The organism is Corynebacterium pollutisoli (genome assembly GCF_900177745.1).
In the GTDB taxonomy this organism is placed as follows: domain Bacteria; phylum Actinomycetota; class Actinomycetes; order Mycobacteriales; family Mycobacteriaceae; genus Corynebacterium; species Corynebacterium pollutisoli.
Map to the genome: position 1 here is coordinate 229611 of NZ_FXAR01000002.1, position 19775 is coordinate 249385.

18 protein-coding genes and 2 tRNA genes are annotated in these 19775 nt (G+C 65.6%); 10 read left to right on the plus strand and 10 right to left on the minus strand.

Annotated features, from left to right (window positions below; genetic code table 11):
- Positions 1–5: 5 nt before the first annotated feature.
- The 5 genes from B9Y70_RS04445 to gyrA form a co-directional block, all read right to left on the minus strand.
- Positions 6–1202, minus strand: a complete 1197-nt coding sequence (locus B9Y70_RS04445) for an NAD(P)/FAD-dependent oxidoreductase (RefSeq protein WP_085549048.1) — start codon at positions 1200–1202, stop codon at positions 6–8.
- Positions 1203–1526: 324 nt separating this feature from the next.
- Positions 1527–1599, minus strand: a tRNA-Ala gene (locus B9Y70_RS04450).
- An 8-nt stretch (positions 1600–1607) separates the two neighbouring features.
- Positions 1608–1684 (minus strand) — tRNA-Ile (locus B9Y70_RS04455).
- 97 nt (positions 1685–1781) lie between these two features.
- A complete protein-coding gene (locus B9Y70_RS04460) occupies positions 1782–2126 on the minus strand; it encodes a DUF3566 domain-containing protein (protein WP_085549049.1) in 345 nt (114 codons plus the stop codon).
- Positions 2127–2129: 3 nt separating this feature from the next.
- On the minus strand, positions 2130–4754 hold the full coding sequence (gyrA, locus tag B9Y70_RS04465) for a DNA gyrase subunit A (RefSeq protein ID WP_085549157.1): 2625 nt from the start codon (positions 4752–4754) through the stop codon (positions 2130–2132).
- Positions 4755–4870: 116 nt separating this feature from the next.
- Between gyrA and B9Y70_RS04470 the strand changes: the two genes are divergently transcribed.
- From B9Y70_RS04470 to B9Y70_RS04490, 4 genes are all read left to right on the plus strand, one after another.
- The gene (locus tag B9Y70_RS04470) at positions 4871–5083 is read left to right on the plus strand and encodes a CopG family transcriptional regulator (protein WP_085549050.1); all 213 of its coding nucleotides are present in this window, start codon (positions 4871–4873) and stop codon (positions 5081–5083) included.
- A gap of 589 nt (positions 5084–5672) precedes the next feature.
- Positions 5673–6866, plus strand: a complete 1194-nt coding sequence (locus B9Y70_RS12910) for an LPXTG cell wall anchor domain-containing protein (RefSeq protein ID WP_085549052.1) — start codon at positions 5673–5675, stop codon at positions 6864–6866.
- Between the two features lie 316 nt (positions 6867–7182).
- The gene (locus B9Y70_RS04485; protein WP_085549053.1) at positions 7183–7626 is read left to right on the plus strand and encodes a DUF6918 family protein; all 444 of its coding nucleotides are present in this window, start codon (positions 7183–7185) and stop codon (positions 7624–7626) included.
- A 3-nt stretch (positions 7627–7629) separates the two neighbouring features.
- Positions 7630–8262: a metallophosphoesterase gene (locus B9Y70_RS04490; RefSeq protein ID WP_085549054.1), complete on the plus strand. Its 633-nt coding sequence runs from the start codon at positions 7630–7632 to the stop codon at positions 8260–8262.
- A gap of 61 nt (positions 8263–8323) precedes the next feature.
- Here B9Y70_RS04490 and gyrB read toward each other — a convergent pair whose 3' ends face one another.
- The 5 genes from gyrB to dnaA form a co-directional block, all read right to left on the minus strand.
- Positions 8324–10378, minus strand: coding sequence for a DNA topoisomerase (ATP-hydrolyzing) subunit B (gyrB, locus tag B9Y70_RS04495; RefSeq protein ID WP_085549055.1), 2055 nt, complete (start codon positions 10376–10378; stop codon positions 8324–8326).
- A 125-nt stretch (positions 10379–10503) separates the two neighbouring features.
- Positions 10504–11019 (minus strand): DciA family protein, encoded by a 516-nt coding sequence (locus B9Y70_RS04500; RefSeq protein WP_143337517.1) that lies wholly within the window; start codon positions 11017–11019, stop codon positions 10504–10506.
- Positions 11016–12173 (minus strand): DNA replication/repair protein RecF, encoded by a 1158-nt coding sequence (gene recF / locus B9Y70_RS04505; protein ID WP_085549056.1) that lies wholly within the window; start codon positions 12171–12173, stop codon positions 11016–11018. The genes B9Y70_RS04500 and recF overlap by 4 nt, the downstream gene beginning before the upstream one ends.
- A 9-nt stretch (positions 12174–12182) precedes the next feature.
- Complete coding sequence (dnaN, locus tag B9Y70_RS04510) at positions 12183–13364, minus strand: DNA polymerase III subunit beta (protein ID WP_085549057.1); 1182 nt, start codon at positions 13362–13364, stop codon at positions 12183–12185.
- A 669-nt stretch (positions 13365–14033) separates the two neighbouring features.
- On the minus strand, positions 14034–15596 hold the full coding sequence (gene dnaA, locus B9Y70_RS04515) for a chromosomal replication initiator protein DnaA (protein WP_085549058.1): 1563 nt from the start codon (positions 15594–15596) through the stop codon (positions 14034–14036).
- A 785-nt stretch (positions 15597–16381) separates the two neighbouring features.
- Here dnaA and rpmH point away from each other — a divergent pair.
- From rpmH to B9Y70_RS04545, 6 genes are all read left to right on the plus strand, one after another.
- A complete protein-coding gene (gene rpmH / locus B9Y70_RS04520) occupies positions 16382–16525 on the plus strand; it encodes a 50S ribosomal protein L34 (protein WP_015402223.1) in 144 nt (47 codons plus the stop codon).
- 12 nt (positions 16526–16537) lie between these two features.
- Positions 16538–16900, plus strand: coding sequence for a ribonuclease P protein component (gene rnpA / locus B9Y70_RS04525; protein WP_085549059.1), 363 nt, complete (start codon positions 16538–16540; stop codon positions 16898–16900).
- A complete protein-coding gene (yidD, locus tag B9Y70_RS04530) occupies positions 16893–17147 on the plus strand; it encodes a membrane protein insertion efficiency factor YidD (RefSeq protein ID WP_085549060.1) in 255 nt (84 codons plus the stop codon). The genes rnpA and yidD overlap by 8 nt, the downstream gene beginning before the upstream one ends.
- Before the next feature lie 6 nt (positions 17148–17153).
- On the plus strand, positions 17154–18119 hold the full coding sequence (gene yidC / locus B9Y70_RS04535; RefSeq protein ID WP_085549061.1) for a membrane protein insertase YidC: 966 nt from the start codon (positions 17154–17156) through the stop codon (positions 18117–18119).
- 80 nt (positions 18120–18199) lie between these two features.
- On the plus strand, positions 18200–18835 hold the full coding sequence (gene rsmG / locus B9Y70_RS04540; RefSeq protein ID WP_085549062.1) for a 16S rRNA (guanine(527)-N(7))-methyltransferase RsmG: 636 nt from the start codon (positions 18200–18202) through the stop codon (positions 18833–18835).
- 58 nt (positions 18836–18893) lie between these two features.
- The gene (locus tag B9Y70_RS04545) at positions 18894–19772 is read left to right on the plus strand and encodes a ParA family protein (protein WP_085549063.1); all 879 of its coding nucleotides are present in this window, start codon (positions 18894–18896) and stop codon (positions 19770–19772) included.
- Positions 19773–19775: the final 3 nt, after the last annotated feature.

Genomic DNA, 19775 nt, shown 5'->3' on the forward strand with positions numbered 1-19775 from the left:
CCCGGTCAGGCGCGGCCCTTGAGGATGAGGTTCCAGTACATGAACGGCAGGCCGTAGCGCTTGAGCAGCCACATGTCGAAACGCGGCTTCTTCGTGTCGATGACGGGGATCGACGGCGTCGGCTCCATCTGGTAGTTGAACTCCGCCAGCAGCACCGACTTCCGCGAGGTGACCAGCGGGCACGAGGCGTAGCCCTCGTAGTCCGGCGCCAGGGACTGCCCCTTCATCGCCGCCAGCAGGTTCTTCACCAGCACCGGTGCCTGCTTACGGATGGCCGCACCCGTCTTCGAGTTCGGGCAGCTCGACGCGTCACCCAGCGAGAAGACGTTCGGGTACCGGACATGCTGCAGCGTGCCCGGATCGACCTGAACGTAGCCCAGCGGGTTGTCCGGGTCGGCCAGCGGGGAGTTCTTCACCCAGTCCGGGGCGGACTGCTTCGGCACGGCGTGGAGCATGTCGTAGTGGATCTGCTCCTCCTCGCCGGAGGCGTTGTTGCGGATGGTCACCGTCTTCGACGCCCCGTCGATGGCCGTCATCTCGGAGCTGAAGCGCACGTCGATGCCGTAATCCTCGGCGACCTTCTCCAGTTCGTCGGAGAACACCTTGACGCCGAACATGCCGGGGCTGGGCAGCACGAGGATGACGTGGATGTCGTCCAGCACGCCCTCCTGGCGCCAGTAGTCGGCCGCCAGGTAGCAGATCTTCTGCGGAGCGCCGCCGCACTTGATCGGGTCGCTCGGCATGGTGAACACGGCGGTGCCGCTGCGGGTGCGCTGGATCATCTCCCACGTCTTCGGGGCGAGATCGAAACGGTAGTTGCTGGACACCCCCGGGGTCTCCAGTGCTTCCGGCAGGCCCGGCGTCTTGTCCCAGTCGAGCTGGATGCCCGGGCACACCACGAGGAAGTCGTAGGAGACGGAGGTGCCGTCGACGAGCTGCACGACGTTGCTCTCCGGGTCGACGCCCTCCGCCGCGCCCTTGATCCAGGCGACGCCCTGCGGCATGACGGACGCCTGGTCGCGCTCGGTCGACTCGATCCTGCCCTGGCCACCGCCGATCATGGTCCACAGCGGCTGGTAGTAGTGCTTGTCCTTGGGCTCGATGACGGCGATGTCCGACTCGCCCTTGTTGCGCAGACGTGCTGCGACGCTGATGCCGGCGTTTCCGCCGCCGATGATGACGATCCGGTGGTGGATGGTCATGACTGCCTCCAATTACATTCGCGCGGGTGATTTAAATTCACCGTAGCAGTGATTGCCGTCGCAAGGTTGGCAATTTGTGATTTCTGTTACAGGAGGGCTGCTTATCGACGCCCGAGGTCCCCCACCACCCCCGCAAAGATCGCAAGGTTCACCCCCGGCCACAGGGCGACCCCGGGATCACTACCCCGGGATCTCCGCGATACCGGGGTTGAGGCCTCCAGGTTCCCCGGGCCCCGTGGTAGGGATACCGGGGTTGCTGCACACGTACCCCGACAACAGAAGAACCCGCCTCCCGGATGAGATCCGGTGGCGGGTTCTGAGCTGTGGAGCATAGGAGAATCGAACTCCTGACCTTCTGCTTGCAAAGCAGATGCTCTACCAATTGAGCTAATGCCCCATTGTTCCTGGTGGGCCTAGCAAGAATCGAACTTGCGACCTCATCGTTATCAGCGATGCGCTCTAACCGACTGAGCTATAGGCCCTTGGAACGTTGATAACTTTAACCAGTACGCACGCATAAAGACAAATCGCCTGGTCACCCGGGATAAATGGGGGACCAGGCGAGCGTCGGTAAGCGTCCTAGGAGGCTTCCTCCTGGGTGCCCACCTGCAGGCCGCCGAAGAGTTCGACAACGGAGTTGTAGACCACGGCGGCGAGCGGGGCGAGGATGGACGTGAGGATGGCGCTGATGGCGCCGAGCAGGGCCGCGACGGACATGACGAGACCGAAGGTCACCGTCTGTTCGCCACCGATGTCACCGAGCAGGGAGTTGAGCTGGTCCCAGATGCCGGCGGCGTCGACACCCACGTAGAGCAGGGCCACGGCGATGAGCCAGGCGACCAGGCCCACGAGGGACATGGCCAGGCCCACGCGGAAGGCCGACAGCGGTGAGATGCGGGTGATCGCGAGGTTGCGGCTGGCCATGATCTACTCCTCGTCCTCAGAGTCAGAGTCCTCAGAGTCCTCAGACTCGTAGTCAGCCGGCTCGTCGACGGACTGGATGCCCTCGTCGACGATCTTCTGCTGGGCGCGCTCGGTCGGGCCGGCGACGTTGCCCTTGGCGACTGCCTCGGCCTCTTCCTCGCCCTCCTCCTCGACGTTCTTGTCGATGGCCAGCAGTTCGACGTCGCCGGGCAGGTTGACCAGGCGGACGCCCATGGTGGCGCGGGAGGAGGGGCGGATCTGGTTGACCTCGGTGCGGATGACGCCACCGGCGGAGGTGATGGCGAAGATCTCGTCGTCCTCGTCGACGGCGAGGGCACCGATGAGGTGGCCGCGCTTCGGGGTGTACTTGAAGGTCACCACGCCGAGGCCACCGCGGCCCTGGGAGTTGTAGTCCTCCATCGGGGTGCGCTTGCCGTAGCCGCCGGAGGTGGCCACGAGCAGGTAGTCGCCGTCGCGGACGACGCACATCGCGAGCAGCTGGTCGTTGCCACGGAAGCGCATACCCTTGACGCCGGCGGTGGCGCGCCCCATGGGGCGGAGCTGGTCGTCATCGGCGGTGAAGCGGATGGACTGGCCGTACTGGGAGACGAGGAGCAGGTCGTCGTCGTCCGAGCACAGGGCCGCGCCGATGAGGCGGTCACCCTCGTTGAGGTTGATGGCGATGAGGCCGGCGGAGCGCGCCGACTCGTAGTCGGTGAGGCGGGACTTCTTCACGCGGCCCTGGGCGGTGGCCAGGACCAGGTAGGGGGCGTCCTCGTAGGTGTGGATCTGGATGACCTGGGCGATGCGCTCCTCCGGCTGGAACTCCAGCAGGTTGGCCACGTGCTGGCCGCGGGCGGTACGCGAGGCCTCCGGCAGCTCGTAGGCCTTGAGGCGGTAGACGCGGCCGAAGTTGGTGAAGAAGAGGATCCAGTCGTGCGTGGAGGAGACGAAGAAGTGGCGGACCACGTCGTCCTGCTTGAGCTCCGCGCCGCGGACCCCCTTGCCGCCGCGCTTCTGCGACTTGTAGGCGTCGACCTTGGTGCGCTTGGCGTAGCCGGTGGAGGTGATGGTGACCACGACGTTCTCGCGGGCGATGAGGTCTTCCTCGGAGACGTCGCCGGTGGCGGCGATGATCTGGGTGCGGCGGTCGTCGCCGTACTTGCGGACGATCTCCTCGAGCTCCTCGCGGACGATCGCGCGCTGGCGCTCGGGCTTGGCCAGGATGTCCTTGAGGTCCGCGATCTCGAGCTCGATCTCGGCGAGCTCGTCGACGATCTTCTGGCGCTCGAGGGCGGCCAGGCGGCGCAGCTGCATCGCGAGGATGGCGTCGGCCTGGATCTCGTCGACGTCGAGAAGCGACATGAGGCCGCTGCGGGCCTCCTCAACGGTGGGCGAGCGGCGGATGAGGGCGATGACCTCGTCGAGCATGTCGAGGGCCTTGACCAGGCCGCGGAGGATGTGGGCGCGCTCCTCCTTCTCGTCCAGGCGGAACTGGGTGCGGCGCACGATGACGTCGATCTGGTGGGCGACGTAGTAGCGCAGCATCTGGTCGAGGCGCAGGGTGCGCGGCACGCCGTCGACGATGCACAGCATGTTGGCGCTGAAGTTCGACTGCAGCTGGGAGTGCTTGTACAGGTTGTTGAGCACCACGCGCGGCACGGCGTCACGCTTGAGGGTGATGACGATGCGGAGGCCGACGCGGTCGGAGGACTCGTCGTCGATACGCGAGATGCCGGCGAGCTTGCCGGCGGCGACCTGCTCGGCGATGTTGGCGACCATGTTGTCCGGGTTGACCTGGTACGGCAGCTCGGTGATCACGATGGTCTGACGGTTGCCCGCCTCCTCGATCGAGGTGACGCCGCGCATGCGGACGGAGCCGCGGCCGGTGGTGTAGGCGTCCTTGATGCCCTGGTCACCGACGATGAGACCCGCGGTCGGGAAATCGGGGCCCTTGACGTAGTTCATGCACGCCTCGAGGGCCTCCTTCTCGTCGGCCTCCGGGTTGCTGAGCAGCCAGTAGATCGCGTCGGCGAGTTCGCCCAGGTTGTGCGGCGGAATGTTCGTCGCCATACCGACCGCGATACCGCCGGAGCCGTTCATGAGCAGGTTCGGCACGCGCGCCGGCAGGACGTCCGGCTCGCGGGTCTTGCCGTCGTAGTTCGGGGAGAAGTCGACGGTGTTCTCGCGGATGTCGCGGACCATCTCCATGGCCAGTGGCGTCATCTTGCACTCGGTGTAACGCATGGCGGCCGGGCCGTCGTTGCCGCGGGAGCCGAAGTTACCCTGGCCGTCGACCAGCGGGTAGCGCATGTTCCACGGCTGGGCGAGGCGCACCAGGGTGTCGTAGATGGCGGTGTCGCCGTGGGGGTGGAACTGACCCATCGTGTCGGAGACGGGGCGGGCGGACTTCACGTAGCCGCGCTCCGGGCGGTAGCCGGAGTCGAACATCGCGTACATGATGCGGCGGTGGACGGGCTTCATCCCGTCCCGGACCTCCGGCAGCGCACGACCGACGATGACGGACATCGCGTAGTCGATGTAGCTGGTCTGCATCTCCTCATTGATGTCGATGGGGAGGATGCGGTCGAAGAGGTCGCCGCCACCCTGCGTGGTGTCGTCGCTCATGATCACCTATCTGTCTAGGAGCTTAAATACCCCTTGATCCTACCCTTTTGGCTTTCTGAAGCCGTGTGCGCCACATATCGACGTCTCGGTGCTATCACTCTGCTATCAATTGGGGCATGGCCATGACCCTACGACTGTCGCCCGACCAGGACCGCGCACTCACCCTCCTCGCGGAGGCGCAGGGATCCAGCAAGCACGAAGCCGCGGTACGCGCGATCGTCACCGCCGCCGCGAGACTGCTTAACGACGCCGCCGTCGCCGACCTCGCCCGCGATGTCATCCCCGGTCACGCCGAACTGGAGTCCCGGATCCGGAGAACCCGCGGATGACGCCCGCCCTCACCCCGGAGCAGTTGTTGCTCATCGCCGACGAGTTCTGCGCGACCCACCGCGTGCAGATCCGTGACTTCGGCGCCCTTGTCGCCGCGGCTGCAGTCCCCGGGGCGCGCATCGCGGGCATTCCTGTACACGAGGGAGTCGCCGCATCGGGACGCGCTCTTGCGGAGGCTGTCACCCGGCTCGAGCCCATGAGTGACCACAACCGGGAGTTTGGGGAAGCCTGTGGAAGGCTATACCAAATACTCCATTCGTAACGGTGGACACCTTTATGTCATTCAAACCTCAGTAGTTAACAGCTGCAACTTCAGCCTCTTGAGGCATCACCTCATTAGGTATTTCTAAGTATTTCGATGCCAATCTGAGAGATTGTACCCCCGAAAGTGGCCACCTTGATCGTACCTAATTGTCGATTCTGTCTTTTCCCGGTGAACAGGTCGATAAACCGCTGACCGTCGATTATCGTTCCTAGCGCAAACAGTTGCCGCATCACTTGTGGCAACAGGTTGTGGTCGCTGCCTATGGACCTTTTCCCGGCGATCTGTCCCCAAGTTCATTTCACTCCACACAAGAAGGAAAGAACATGTTCAACAAGCGCATCGCCGGCATCGTCGCGGGCACCGCTCTGGCAGCTTCTGCTGTCATCGTTCCGCAGGCAGCTGCAGATCAGACCATCAACCCGAGTCAGTGCAACACTGGCTACGGCACTGACAAGTCCGTGATTATTGCTGACCCCGATGAAACGCTCACTTTCGTATTTTGGGGAGGCAACAACTACCACGAAACCACTCCCTTCCGTAACTTCGGCCTGAACCCGACGGATCCCCCATCGACCTTCACCGCTCCCAAGGCTGATGAAGAGGATAAGTCTTACTCGATCTACTTCTTCCACAAGAACTTCGGTCAGGATCCCGACAACTGGGACCCGGAAAGTGACAAAAGTGCCAACTGGGCTCAGGCAGTTGAGTGCATCATCATCGTGAAGGGCAAGGAGACTGATCCGGGCAACGGCGACGACGACAACAACAACGGCGACGACGACAACAACAACGGCGACGACGACAACAACAACGGCGACGACGACAACAACAACGGCGACGACGACAACAACAACGGCGGCGACGACAACAACGGCGGCGACGACAACAACGGCGGCGACGACAACAACGGCGGCGACGACAACAACGGCGGCGACGACAACAACAACGGCGGCGACGACAACAACAACGGCGGCGACGACAACAACAACGGCGGCGACGACAACGGCAACGGCGACGGCTCCTCCGACGCTGCAGGCTCCGCACTGCTCGGCCTGTCCGCACTGGCCGGCTCCGCTCTGCTGAGCTCCGGCGGCTCCTCCGCCATCCCGGATGGCGACGGCTCCGGCCCGGGTTCCGCCGACCTGTCCTCCGGCTCCTCTGACCAGGACAACGGAAACGGTGGCGACAACGGCGCTGGTACCGGTAACGGAGGCGATGACTCCGAGGGCCCGGCACAGGGCCCGGTCGACTCCCCGGATTCGAAGGCCACCGACCAGCAGCCGGCCACCGGTCCGGTCGGCGGTCAGGATTCGAAGGCTGTCGCCCAGGCTCAGGCCGCCAACGCCCCGGCAGCTGCCCCGGCCAAGGCTGCTCCCGCCGCACAGCAGGCCGCTCCGGCTCCGGCCGCACAGCAGCAGCTCGCCAACACCGGCGTTCAGGGCACCCTGATCGCTCTGGCTGCTGGCCTGGCTGCCATCGCCGCCGGCGCTCTGCTGGTTCTGCGTCGCCGCGCATAGTCGCCGCTGACTGAGTAACCGCTGAAACCGCTCCCGCACCACCCGGTGCAGGGGCGGTTTTCGCATGTCAGCAGGTGGAAATGGGTGAATGACACGGCGAGTATTATTGCCCGCCGTTTTCGTTGGCGGGCACCGCTTCAAGTGTGTAATGTTTGTAACCGTTGTGGTTGCAGTTATCTCAAGTTACGGATGTGACGAACGGAAGACTGTGGCGGAAGAACTGCAACACGGTAGCGATCCCCGTCGTTGTTCCCACCCGGTTCACTCCGGATGAGTTCAACCATGGTGATCGCTCTTTTCCTTTAGGCTTGAGCGCATGACTGATCTCTCCCAGCTCCTCACCGCCGACAAGCGCGACGCCGTGGTCGCCGATCTGGCGGGCTTCGCTGACGCGACCGTCGCCAAGCAGTCCGGCCTCACGGGCACCGCCATCAAGGCCGCTGTGGCGGCCGCCAGGAAGGTCGACGGCGACATCGTACCCAAGGGCATCAACCGCATGCTCCCGGACGTTCTCGGCGACCTCCAGCCGCACTGGCAGGCCTTCCGCGCGGACGAGGCGGCCACCGACTTCGGCACCTTCCTCGCCGGCCGCGGACCCCAGGTCGTCGATTCGCTCATGGCCATCGCGGACCGCAACGCCGAATCCATCTCCGTCGCCCCGCTGGCGAAGGCCTACAACGGGCTGCGCGGCAAGGCCGCCAAGCTCATCGAGCCGGAGATCCCCGAGCTCGGCCGCATCCTGCAGAAGCACATGCCCTGATCGATGCGGACGGTTCGTCTCGCGGTCTTCGCTGATCTCCACCTCGGCCGCAGGAAGGCTCCCGGGGTGCAGTGGGCCCGGGAGGCGCTTGCCGACGTCGCCGCGGACGCCGACGTCGTCATCTTCACCGGCGATCTGCTGGACAAGAAGAAGGCCACGAAGGCGGACCTGGACGACGGGATCGCACTGTTCGAGTTCATCACCGGGGAGCTCGGGACCCCGCTTGTCCACGTATGGGGGAACCACGACGTCGGTTCCGGGATGATCTCGCGGTTCCCCACCCTGGACAACGTGTACCGGCCGGTGGGCGGGGGCGTCGAGAAGCTCACTGTCCCGGGCGTCCCACTGGTGTTCCACGCCGTCAACGTCACGCAGGACCCGGATCCCCGGGAGACCCTCGCGGACCTGCCGGAGGTCTTCGAGCCCGGCCACGTCGGCGTCCTCCACACCGAGGTGGAGGGCCAGTACACCAACAACCCCTGCCTGCCCACCACCACCGAACACCTGCTCTCCCGGGGCTACAGCGCATGCCTCATGGGGCACGTCCACTCCCCCGTCGTCCTCCACGAGGATCCGTGGGTCGGATGGATCGGCATGGGCCAGGTGCTCGAGATCGACGTCCCCGCACTGCCCTGACACCCCTGAAACGCCGAACGGCCCGCCGGAGCGGGCCGTGGGGGCGTCGATAAGCGGGAGTCTAGACGTCCAGGAAGCGGACGTCCTTCGCCTTGCGGGTGATGAAGGAGCGGCGGGCCGCGACGTCATCGCCCATGAGGATGGAGAAGAGCTCGTCGGCGCGCTGGGCGTCCTCGAGGTCGACGCGGCGCAGGATGCGCACCGTCGGATCGAGGGTGGTCTCCCACAGCTCGTTCGGGTTCATCTCGCCGAGACCCTTGTAGCGCTGGATACCGTCGTCCTTGTTGATCTTGCGGCCGGCGGCCAGGCCCTCCTCGAGCAGCTGATCACGCTCCTCGTCGGAGTAGGCGAAACCGGGGTCACCCTTGCCCCACTTGAGCTTGTACAGCGGCGGGTTCGCGAGGTAGACGTGGCCCTCGGCGACGAGGTCCGGCATGAAGCGGAACAGCAGGGTGAGCAGCAGGGTGGCGATGTGCTGGCCGTCGACGTCGGCGTCGGCCATGAGCACGATCTTGTGGTAGCGGAGCTTCGAGATGTCGAACTCCTCGTTGATACCGGTACCCAGGGCGGTGATGATGGCCTGGACCTCGGCGTTCTTCAGCACGCGGTCGAGGCGGGCCTTCTCCACGTTGAGGATCTTGCCGCGCAGGGGCAGGATCGCCTGGTACAGCGAGTCACGGCCGGCCTTGGCGGAACCACCTGCCGAGTCACCCTCCACGATGTAGAGCTCGGAGACGGACGGGTCCTTGGAGCGGCAGTCGGCCAGCTTGCCGGGCAGGCCGCCGAGGTCGGTGGCGGACTTGCGGCGCACCAGCTCACGGGCCTTACGGGCAGCGATACGGGCCTGGGAGGACGCGACAGCCTTGTTGACGATGGCCTTGGCCTCCGCCGGGTTGGCGTCGAGCCACATGGCCACGTGCTCGTTGGCCATGCGCTGCACGAAGGAACGGATCTCCGTGTTGCCCAGCTTCGTCTTCGTCTGGCCCTCGAACTGCGGGTCGGCCACGCGGACGGAGACGACGGCGGCCAGCCCCTCACGGCAGTCCTCGCCGGTGAGGTTCGGGTCCTTGTCCTTGATGAGCTTGTGCTCGCGGGCGTACTTGTTCATCAGGGAGGTCAGCGCGGAGCGGAAGCCCTCCTCGTGCGTACCACCCTCGTGCGTGTTGATGGTGTTGGCGAAGGTGTGGACGGACTCCTTGTAACCGGAGTTCCACTGCATGGCGATCTCCACCTCGTGGCCCTCGCCCTTGGCGTCGAAGCCGACGATCGAGGGGTGGATGACGTTCTTGCCCTTGTTGAGGTGGTTGACGTAGTCGACCAGGCCCTCCGGGTAGTGGTACGTGATCTTCTTCTCGCGCTTCTTCGGCGTCTTCGGGGCCTCGCCGGCGGCGGCCTCCTCGACCTCGGTGTCGTCGAAGGACGGGCCGTCGACGAGCTGGGCGGTGTCACCCTCCTCCGCGATGGCCTCGAGCTCGAGCTGCTCCTCGGTGACGCGCTCGTCCTTGAGGGTGATGGTCAGGCCCTTGTTGAGGAAGGCCATCTCCTGCAGACGACGCGAGATGGTGTCGTAGTCGAACTCGGTGGTCTCGAAGATCTCGGCGTCCGGCCAGAACCGGATGGTGGTGCCGGTGCCGCGGGCATTGCCGCCCTCGACGAGCTCCTCCGGGACGGAGTTGTTGAAGTTCTGGATCCAGTGCTTGCCGTCGCGCTTGATGTCCGCCTCGACGTGCGTCGACAGGGCGTTGACCACGGAGATGCCGACGCCGTGCAGACCACCGGACACCGCGTAGGAGTCCGAGTCGAACTTGCCGCCGGCGTGCAGCTGGGTCATGACGACCTGGACGGTCGGCGCACCGGAGGGGTGCATCTCGACGGGGATGCCGCGGCCGTCGTCGACGACCTGCACGCCACCGTCGGCCAGCAGGGTCACCTCGACCTTGGAGGCGTAGCCGGCCATGGCCTCATCGACAGAGTTGTCGACGACCTCCCACACCAGGTGATGCAGACCGCGCGGGCCCGTCGAACCGATGTACATGCCGGGGCGCTTGCGGACAGCTTCGAGACCCTCGAGAATCGTGATCGATGACGCGTCGTAATTGTGTTCAGCGTTAGCCACGTGAAACGAGTTCTCCTCGCTAGATTGTTATCAGACCTCACCAGTCTACACTGCGGGGGTCACTACCAGGGAAGGGGTCACGCGCGTCTCAGAGGCATTCTCGTGCGTTTTTGACGCTGTACCTTTTATCCGTACGTGTCGCGCGGGCCGCGACCCTTGACATGGAGCGGCCCCTTCCGCCAGCTCGGTGCCTTCGGTCCGAAGATCTTCAGCTCCGTGATGATGTTGGGCCCCACCTTCTCCGCGATCACCTGCAGAATCTGCCGCTGCATCATCCGCAGGTTCGTCGCCCAGGCGGTGGAGTCGCACGTGATGAACAGTTTCCTGTCCTTCACCATCTCCACCGTGGTGTGCTGGGCGATCTTCGGCCCCACCAGTTCATCCCAGTTGCCGAACACCCAGCCGCCGGCGATGTCCTTCTCCCAGCCGCGCCGCGAGATCTCCGTGCCCAGCAGCGCACCGAACGTGTCGACGTCCAGGGGTCGCCGCCTCCGCCGCCCGTCCTTGCCGGTGGGCCGGCCGATCCGCGGCGGAGTGGTCTTCTTCTGCGGTTTCCGCGGCGGCAGCGGCGTGGAACCGCGCTGCTTTGCGGCCTTCTGCATCGCCTCGAAGGCGGCCTGGACCGGATCCTGCTCAGTCACCGGATCTCACTGATCCTGCCCTCGTCGGTGTCCCGCACCGTGACGACGTACTTCGTGGCGTGCTCGGTGATGTTGACGGGCAGATCCCCGTCGACGGCCGCGGTGATGAGCACCTGCTCCGCATCCGCGGCCAGGGTAACCAGCTTCTCCCGCCGCTTGGCGTCGAGTTCGGCGAAGACATCGTCGAGAATGAGCACCGGATCCGTCCCGTCGCGCCGCAGCAGCGTGAACTCCGCGAGCCGCAGCGCGATCGCGTAACTCCACGTCTCCCCGTGGGAGGCGAACCCCTTCGCCGGCGCCTGCCCCAGGTTGAGCAGCAGATCGTCGCGGTGCGGCCCGACCAGCGACATCCCGCGTTCGATCTCGCGGGTGCGTCCCCGGCCGAGCTCGGCCAGCATCTCGGCCTCGAGAACCTCCGGTTCCGCGCTTATCGACGCCACCGTCCCCTTGTACTCCACCCCGACCGGGCGCGACTCCGGGGCGATCCCCGCGTAGGCGTCCGCGATGAGGTCTTTGAGCTCGGCGATGAGCGCCAGGCGGGCGGCGATGACCTGGGAACCGTGCGCCGCGAGCTGCCCGTCCCACACGTCGAGCGTGGCCAGGGCGCTGGCGCCGTCATCGTCACGGTAGCCGCGGCGCAGCGCCGAGTTCGCCGACTTGAGCAGGGCGTTGCGCTGGCGGAGCACCTTGTCGTAGTCCGCCTTCACCCCGGCCAGCCGCGGGCTGCGGGTGGCGATGATGTCGTCCAGGTAACGGCGGCGCTCCGCCGGTTCCCCCTTGATGAGCGCCAGATCCTCCGGTGCGAACAACACGGTGCGCACGACGCCGAGCAGCTCCCGCGGGGAGTTGAGGCGGGTGCGGTTGATCTGCGCCTGGTTCGCGGCGTGCGGCTTGATGAGCAGATGTGTCGTGAGCTCGCGACCCTGGTTGACGGCGGTCGTCGAGATGCGGGCGTTCGCCGCCCCCTGCCGCACCAGCGGCGCATCCTGCGACACGCGGTGACTGGACAGGTGGGCGGTGTACCCCACCGCCTCGATGATGTTCGTCTTACCGAAGCCGTTGCGCCCCACGAACAGGGTGATCCCCGGCTCGAGCTCGAGCGTCAGCTCCGGCCAACTGCGGAAATCCCGCAGGTCCAGCGTTCTGATGTAGATGGCGCACCCCTATCCGGGCAGGCGCACCGGCATGAGCAGGTAGGTGAACTCGGTCTCCGGGGTCGGGAACGTGCCGTCCGCGTCGGCCTCCGGCAGCTCCGCCGGCTCCGGGACGAGGATCGCCGGGCGGGACGGCTCAGTGAAGCCGAACACCACGCGGGAGGTGTTGATGACGCCCAGACCGTCCCGCAGGTAGCCGGGGTTGAAGGCGATGACCAGCTCATCCTTGCCGGTGAACGCGCAGGGCAGGCGCTCCTCGGCGTGGCCGGAGTCCATGCCGCCGGCGGAGAGGATGAGCTCCCCGTCGGTGAACTGCATGCGGATCTGCGCGTTGCGCTCGGTGACCAGGCTGACGCGACGGATGGCCTCCTGCAGCGGGGCGATCTCGACGCTGGCGATGGAGGTGTGCGTCTTCGGCAGCAGCGGCTGGATGTTCGGGAAGTCCGCGTCGAGCATGCGGGCGGTGGTCTCCCGGGAGTCGGTGTGGATGCCGAACAGGCCGGCCGCGCCGATCTGTTCGCCGGTGCCCACGGCGATCTCCACCGGGTTGGTGGTGTCGAGGCTGCGGGCGTTGTCCAGCAGGGTCTTGGCCGGAACCAGCAGCTTCGCCTGCACATCCGGGGACGCCGGATCCCACTCGAAGGTGCGCAGCGCCAGACGGAAACGGTCCGTGGCGGCCAGCTTCACCTGGTTACCGGCGACCTCCATGTGCACGCCGGTGAGCATCGGCAGGGTGTCGTCCTTGCCGGCGGCGGTGGCCACCTGGGTCACGGCCTCGTTGAACAGCTCCGGGTTGATGGTGCCGGTGACCTCCGGCAGCGTCGGGATCTGCGGGTAGTCGTCCAGCGGGATGAGCGGGAGCTCGAAGCGGGAGGAACCACACGACAGCAGAGCCTTGGACCCGTCGACCCGCAGCTCCACCGGCTTGTTCGGCAGGTTGCTGACGATCTCCGCGATGAGCTTGCCCGCCACCGCGATGCGGCCCTGGTCCCCGATCTCCGCGGCGACGCGGACCTTGGTGGAGACCTCGTAGTCGAAGCCGGCGAACTCGAGACCGTTGTCATCCGCAGTGATGAGCATGGCGCGCAGGACCGGCTGCGTCACCTTGGTGGGCAGGCTCCTGGCGACCCATGCGACGGCGTGGGCCAGATCATCCCTGACCACCCGGAACGACACTGCTTGTGACTCCATGCTTGCGGGCTCCTTGAAAAAATTGTGATCCGCCGTCGCGGACCCCTGAATAACAAACTCCAACGTACCTGACTGCCCCGGGTGATCGAACTCTTGTCATTCGCTCCGCCGCCCGTCCCGGGCTCCCCGGCCCGGAGGCGACGACCGTTCTCCCCACATCCTCTTTCTTCTCTAGGAATTACAAGTATTAAAGACAGGAGTAACAGTAGGTCCTGTGCAACCTGTGGATGAGGGGCTGAATCTCAAGGTAGCCGAGCGAATCGTTCATGTGATTCGGGGTGTGGACAACGTGTGGATAACTCTGGGCAATTGTGGATAACTCTGCGGGGTGCGAATCCATCCACAGCGGTGTGGGCATTCATCCACCGCTTCTCAACAGGGAAAACGCGGTTATCCACAGGGCGTTCGGACGGTGTGACCCCGGTCACTCTGTGACTAATCTCTCTGAGTTACATTGCTGTAATTACACAGGTGTGGATAACGCTGTGGACAACTCCTGAGCTGAGGGAACCCCGGGATTACCACCCCGGGTCCCGTGGTCGGGGAGCCCAGCCAACCCGGTATCGACGTGATCTCGGGGTAGCGCCCCCGGGGTTGCGGAGCCGGAAAGAAGAACAACCCGTCGCCCACCGGAAACGGTGGGTGACGGGTCGTCGATAAGCGGGGGTGTCAGCCGCGGCCGCGGTTCTTCACCAGCTGCGTGAGCGCCTGGATCTCATCGTAGGTGTCGCGCTTCTCGGTCATCTCCTTGCGGATCTTCCGGTCGGCGTACATCACGGTGGTGTGGTCCTTGCCGCCGAACTCGTTGCCGATCTTCGGCAGGGAGAGGTCGGTGAGCTCGCGGCACAGGTACATGGCCAGCTGGCGGGCGTGCGCCACGGCGCGGGTCTTGCCGGCACCGGTCAGGGTGTCCAGGGTGATGCCGAAGTAGTCGGCGGTGACCTCCATGATCGTCGACGCGGTGATCTCGATGTCGGCGGAGTCCGGGAGGATGTCGCGCAGGGCGATCTCGGCCATCTCCTGGTTGATGGGCTCGTCGATGAGCGAGGAGTAGGCCGACACGCGGATGAGCGCGCCCTCCAATTCGCGGATGGAGGACTCGAAACGCGAGGCGATGAGTTCGAGCACACCACGGTCGACGTGGGTGCCGTCGGCCTGGGCCTTCTTCTCCAGGATGGCGATGCGGGTCTCGAGGTCCGGCGGCTGGATGTCGGTGATGAGGCCGCCCTCGAAACGGGTGCGCAGGCGGTCCTCCAGCGTGGTCAGCTGCTTCGGCGGGCGGTCGGAGGACAGGATGATCTGCTTGTCCGCCTGGTGGAGGGCGTTGAACGTGTGGAAGAACTCCTCCTGCGTACCCTCCTTGCCCTCGAGGAACTGGATGTCGTCGACCATCAGGATGTCGAGGTTGCGGTAGCGGCGCTTGAAGGACTCCTGGCGGTCATCGCGCACGGAGTTGATGTAGTCGTTGGTGAATTCCTCACTGGAGACGTACTTCACGCGCAGCCCCGGCTGCAACACCTGGGCGTAGTTGCCGGCCGCGTGGAGCAGGTGCGTCTTACCGAGTCCGGAACCACCCCAGATGAACAGGGGGTTGTAGGCGCGGGCCGGGTTCTCCGCGACGGCCACCGCGGCGCCGTTGGCGAAACGGTTGGAGGAACCGATGACGAAGTTCTCGAAGGTGTACTTCGGGTTGAGGGACTTCTCGCGGTTCGGGTCGTGCGCCGGGGTCTCGCGCGGCAGGCGCTGGGACTGGTGATAGACGGGGGCCGAGGGCTGCGGCTGCGGCGCCTGCACCTGCTGGAGCGGCTGCACATAGGTCTGGGTGGGGGCAGCCGGAGCGGGCGCCGGCGGCGGGGTGTGCGTGGTGTCCCAGCCGAGCTGCTCCTGGACCCCGGGCACGCTGGTCTGGATCGGCGGCTGTGGTGTCTGTGGTGCGGGCATGGCGGCCGGTTCGACGGAGACGGCGAGGCTGCAGGGGCGGCCGGTGCGTTCGGTGAGCACCTTCACGATGTGGGGGCCGAAATCGTCCTCGATGACCTGTTTGGCCATGGCGTGCGGGGTGGCCAGGACGGCGTACCCGTCGACGAGCACGATGGGCTGGACGAGTCCGAGGAAGGCCCGCTGCTGGTGCGTGAAGGTGGGGATGCTCGAGTCGGGGCGCTCGGACTGGTTGAGGAGCTCCGCCTTGATCTCCTGCCAGGTTTCGGCAAGTGACTGTTGCTGATCCGCCACGTGAGGCTGCTCCTTTTTCATTCCGGACAATAACGGGCACATCCGGGCACGCCGAATGCTTCTGCGGTGGGGTGGGTGGGGCCTGGCGTGAGATCGTGCACCGCAGCTGTTCACAGGGCCTCCCCCAGGGGGATTATGGCCGCGACCTCGCCATCCACAGAGTTATCCACAGGTGTGGAGAATCTGCCGAGAGAATCTTTCCACAGCCTAGTCTATAACCTGTGGATAAAACGATTCGCCTACAGCGCCTCCCTCACCTGCGGAAATGTCACCTCCCTGCCCAACCCTCAACCTGAGATTGACAGTTATCCACAGGGGTGGTGATGAACGCTCTGTGATGTTGTGTGAGTTCCTCCATTGTTACCCAACTCCGCGACGTGGTGTCCATAATCGGATCATCGAACGCCGCCGCCCGGCCTGCGGCGCCTCGCGACGGCATCGCAGACTGCTGGGGAAACGGGCAAACACCCCGGTGAGCAGCCAAAAATCACAGGGTTGTCATTTCAGGGGCACCCGCGGCGGGGGCCGCGACACGCCGGGTGAGTCAATTTGTTCGAGAGGTGTCCCCTCGCGTAGTCTGTGATGGTCTGTCACACCGCCGGATGCGCCCGACACGGGACTGCGCCGGCGGATGTGTGTGAGAGCAGCGTCGGCACCGGATCACCGGGCCGCGGCACCCGCCGCGCGTCAGTGCGGACGCAGCACATCTCAGTTTGTAATAGAAACTTCAGCGGTCTCGCCGGTCCCGTACGGGGCGACCGCGTCACAACGCAAGGAGAACAACCGTGGCAAAGGGCAAGCGGACGTTCCAGCCGAACAACCGTCGTCGCGCACGCGTGCACGGCTTCCGTACCCGTATGCGCACCCGTGCAGGTCGCGCCATCGTCTCGGCGCGTCGCCGTAAGGGCCGCGCCAAGCTGACCGCTTAATTCGCACCACCGGTGCTTCCGAAGCAGCACAAGTTCACGTCGCCGACTGACTTCAGCCGGACGATCAAGCGTGGACGCCGCGCCGGTAGCCGCACCGTAGTGGTTCATCTCAATGAGCCCGACGCCGGAGCCACACCAGCCCACCAGGGCGGCCCCCGCGTCGGGCTCATCGTCTCCAAGGCCGTCGGGAACGCGGTGCTCCGGCACCGTACCTCCCGGCGGCTTCGCCACGTCTTGGCCTCGCTTTTCGACGCCCTCCCGCCCACCGTCGACATCGTCGTCCGGGCGCTGCCCGCCTCCGGTGGGGCGTCGTCCGCGGATCTGGAGCGTGACCTGCGCAAGGCCTTGCGTCGCCTGGGGGCCCTGCATGAGTAGGCTCTCCCCCGCCGCGCGGGCCCTGGAGGCGGCGGTGCTGTTCTACCAAAAAAACATCTCGCCCCTTAAGATGGGGTCGTCCTGCCGTTTTGAACCGACCTGCAGCTCCTATGCGCTCGGCGCCGTCCGTGGACACGGGGCGTGGAAGGGGTCGGTGATGGCACTGGCCCGACTGAGCAAGTGCGGTCCATGGCATCCGGGCGGGTATGACCCCGTCCCCGAAAAAACCGATATCAAGGAGTCCTGACACACAGTGCTCAACTTCATCTACTGGCCGATCTCGGCCATCCTGTGGTTCTGGCACAAGGTCTTCAGCTTCGTGCTCGACCCGGACCTCGGCATCACCTGGGTGCTGGCGATCGTGTTCCTCACGTTCACCATCAAGGCGATCATGTTCAAGCCGACCCAGAACCAGCTGCGCTCGGGCCGCAAGATGCAGGAAATGCAGCCGAAGATGGCTGAGATCCGCAACAAGTACAAGAACGACCAGCAGAAGATGATGGAGGAGACGCGCAAGCTCCAGAAGGAGATGGGCGTCAACCCGCTGCTCGGCTGTCTGCCGATGCTGGTGCAGATCCCGGTGTTCATCGGCCTGTTCCACGTGCTGCGCTCCTTCAACCGCACCGGTGAGGGTGTCGGCCAGCTGGGCCTGTCCATCGAGGAGAACTACAACACCCCGAACTACATCTTCGGTGTGGACGAGGTCCAGTCCTTCATCGACGCCCGTTTCTTCGGCGTCCCGCTGTCCTCCTACATCTCCATGCCGCAGGACATGTACCAGGCGTTCCAGCCGGTCGACTTCACGCGCACCGACATCATCATGGTGGCGGCGCCGCTGGCGATCATCATCGCCGTGGCGACCCACTTCAACGCGCGTATGTCCATCGACCGTCAGAAGGCCCGCATCGCCTCCGGCAAGCAGGCCGCCCCGTCCGGTGACAACGCCGACATGATGGCCATGCAGATGGGCATGATGAACAAGATGATGCTGTGGGTCATGCCCGCCACCATCCTGTTCACCGGCTTCCTGTGGCACATCGGCCTGCTGTTCTACATGATGTCCAACAACGTGTGGACCTTCTTCCAGCAGCGTGTCCTCTTCGCCCAGATGGACCGCGAGGAGGAGGCCGAGGAGGAGGCCCGCAAGGCCCTCAAGCGCACCACCGCCCCGGCCCCCGGCGCCCGGGCCGGCGCCAAGAAGAAGCGGAAGAAGAAGTAACCCCCGCTTCCCGACGTCCCCCCGCAGCCCCCGCAGCCACCGTGAACCCCCGGTTCACGGTGGCTGTATCGTTATGAGACATGAGTGAGACCCCCGCACAGGCCGAGGCCGTCTTCGGCGCGCGACTGCCCCTCGCCGAGGCGTACCACGAGTCCCTGGCCACTTACGGCTCCACCCGCGGCTTCATCGGACCCCGTGAGGTCGACCGCCTGTGGGACCGCCACATCCTCAACTGCGCCGTCATCGGCGAGGTCATGGAGCACGGGGCCCGCGTCGCCGACGTCGGCTCCGGCGCCGGTCTGCCGGGCATCCCGCTGGCCATCGCCCGCCCCGACCTCGACATCACCCTCATCGAGCCGCTGCTCAAGCGCTCGGTGTACCTGCAGGAGGTCGTCGACGCCCTCGGCCTGCCGAACGTCACGGTCATCCGCGGCCGCGCCGAGGAGAAGCAGGTCCGGGAGGCTCTCGACGGTGGCGTGGACATCGTCACCTCCCGCGCCGTCGCCCCGCTGGGCAAGCTCGCCGGCTGGTCGCTCCCCCTCGTGCGTCGGGGCGGCGAGATGATCGCCATGAAGGGCTCCTCCGTGGCGGAGGAGCTGGAGCGCGATGCCGCGCTCATCAGGAAGGCCGGGGGCGGGCGGGCGTCGATAAGCACGGTCGGCGACGCCCACCTCGCGGAGCCCACGACGATCATCCGTGTCCCCCGCGTGCACTAAGGTGGGGAAGGCTAGACAGTTACATTGTTGAGTTGAGGAAGAGGTCAGGTCGGAATCCATGGTTGACCAGTTGCCGAAGCCGGAAGCGCCGCGTCTGATCACGGTCGCCAACCAGAAGGGCGGCGTCGGCAAGACCACCAGCTCCGTCAACCTTGCCGCTGGTCTCGCGATGCTCGGAGCGAAGGTCCTCGTCGTCGACCTCGACCCGCAGGGCAACGCCTCCACCGCCCTCGGCGCCGAGCACACCTCCGGCACGCTCTCCAGCTACGAACTCCTCATCGGCGAGACCACCGCGGAGCAGGCACTCCAGCCCTCCACCGCCCACGAGAACCTGTTCTGCATCCCCGCCACCATCGACCTGGCCGGCGCGGAGATCGAACTCGTCTCCCTCGTGCGCCGCGAGTACCGCCTCCACGACGCGCTGCGCGGCTCCGGATTCCTCGCCGAGCAGGGCTTCGACTACGTCATCATCGACTGCCCGCCCTCGCTGGGCCTGCTCACCATCAACGCGATGACCGCCGTCGACGAGGTCCTCATCCCCATCCAGTGCGAGTACTACGCGCTCGAGGGCGTGGGCCAGCTGCTCAACAACATCTCCATGATCCGGCAGCACCTCAACACCAGTCTCCACATCTCCGCCATCCTGCTGACCATGTACGACGCCCGCACGAAGCTCGCCGAGCAGGTCGCCACCGAGGTCCGTGCGCACTTCGGCGACGTCGTCCTCGGGCACGTCATCCCGCGGTCGGTGAAGGTCTCCGAGGCACCCGGCTACGGCCAGACGGTGCTCAACTACGACCCCACCTCCCGCGGTGCGGTGGCCTACCTCCACGCGGCCCGCGAGTTCGCCACCCGCGGTGACTACCAGCCCGCCGAATCCACCGGCCCCATCGGGGTCAGCCCCGAAACCGCTCAGCAGCTCGAATCAGAAAGGTAGGCG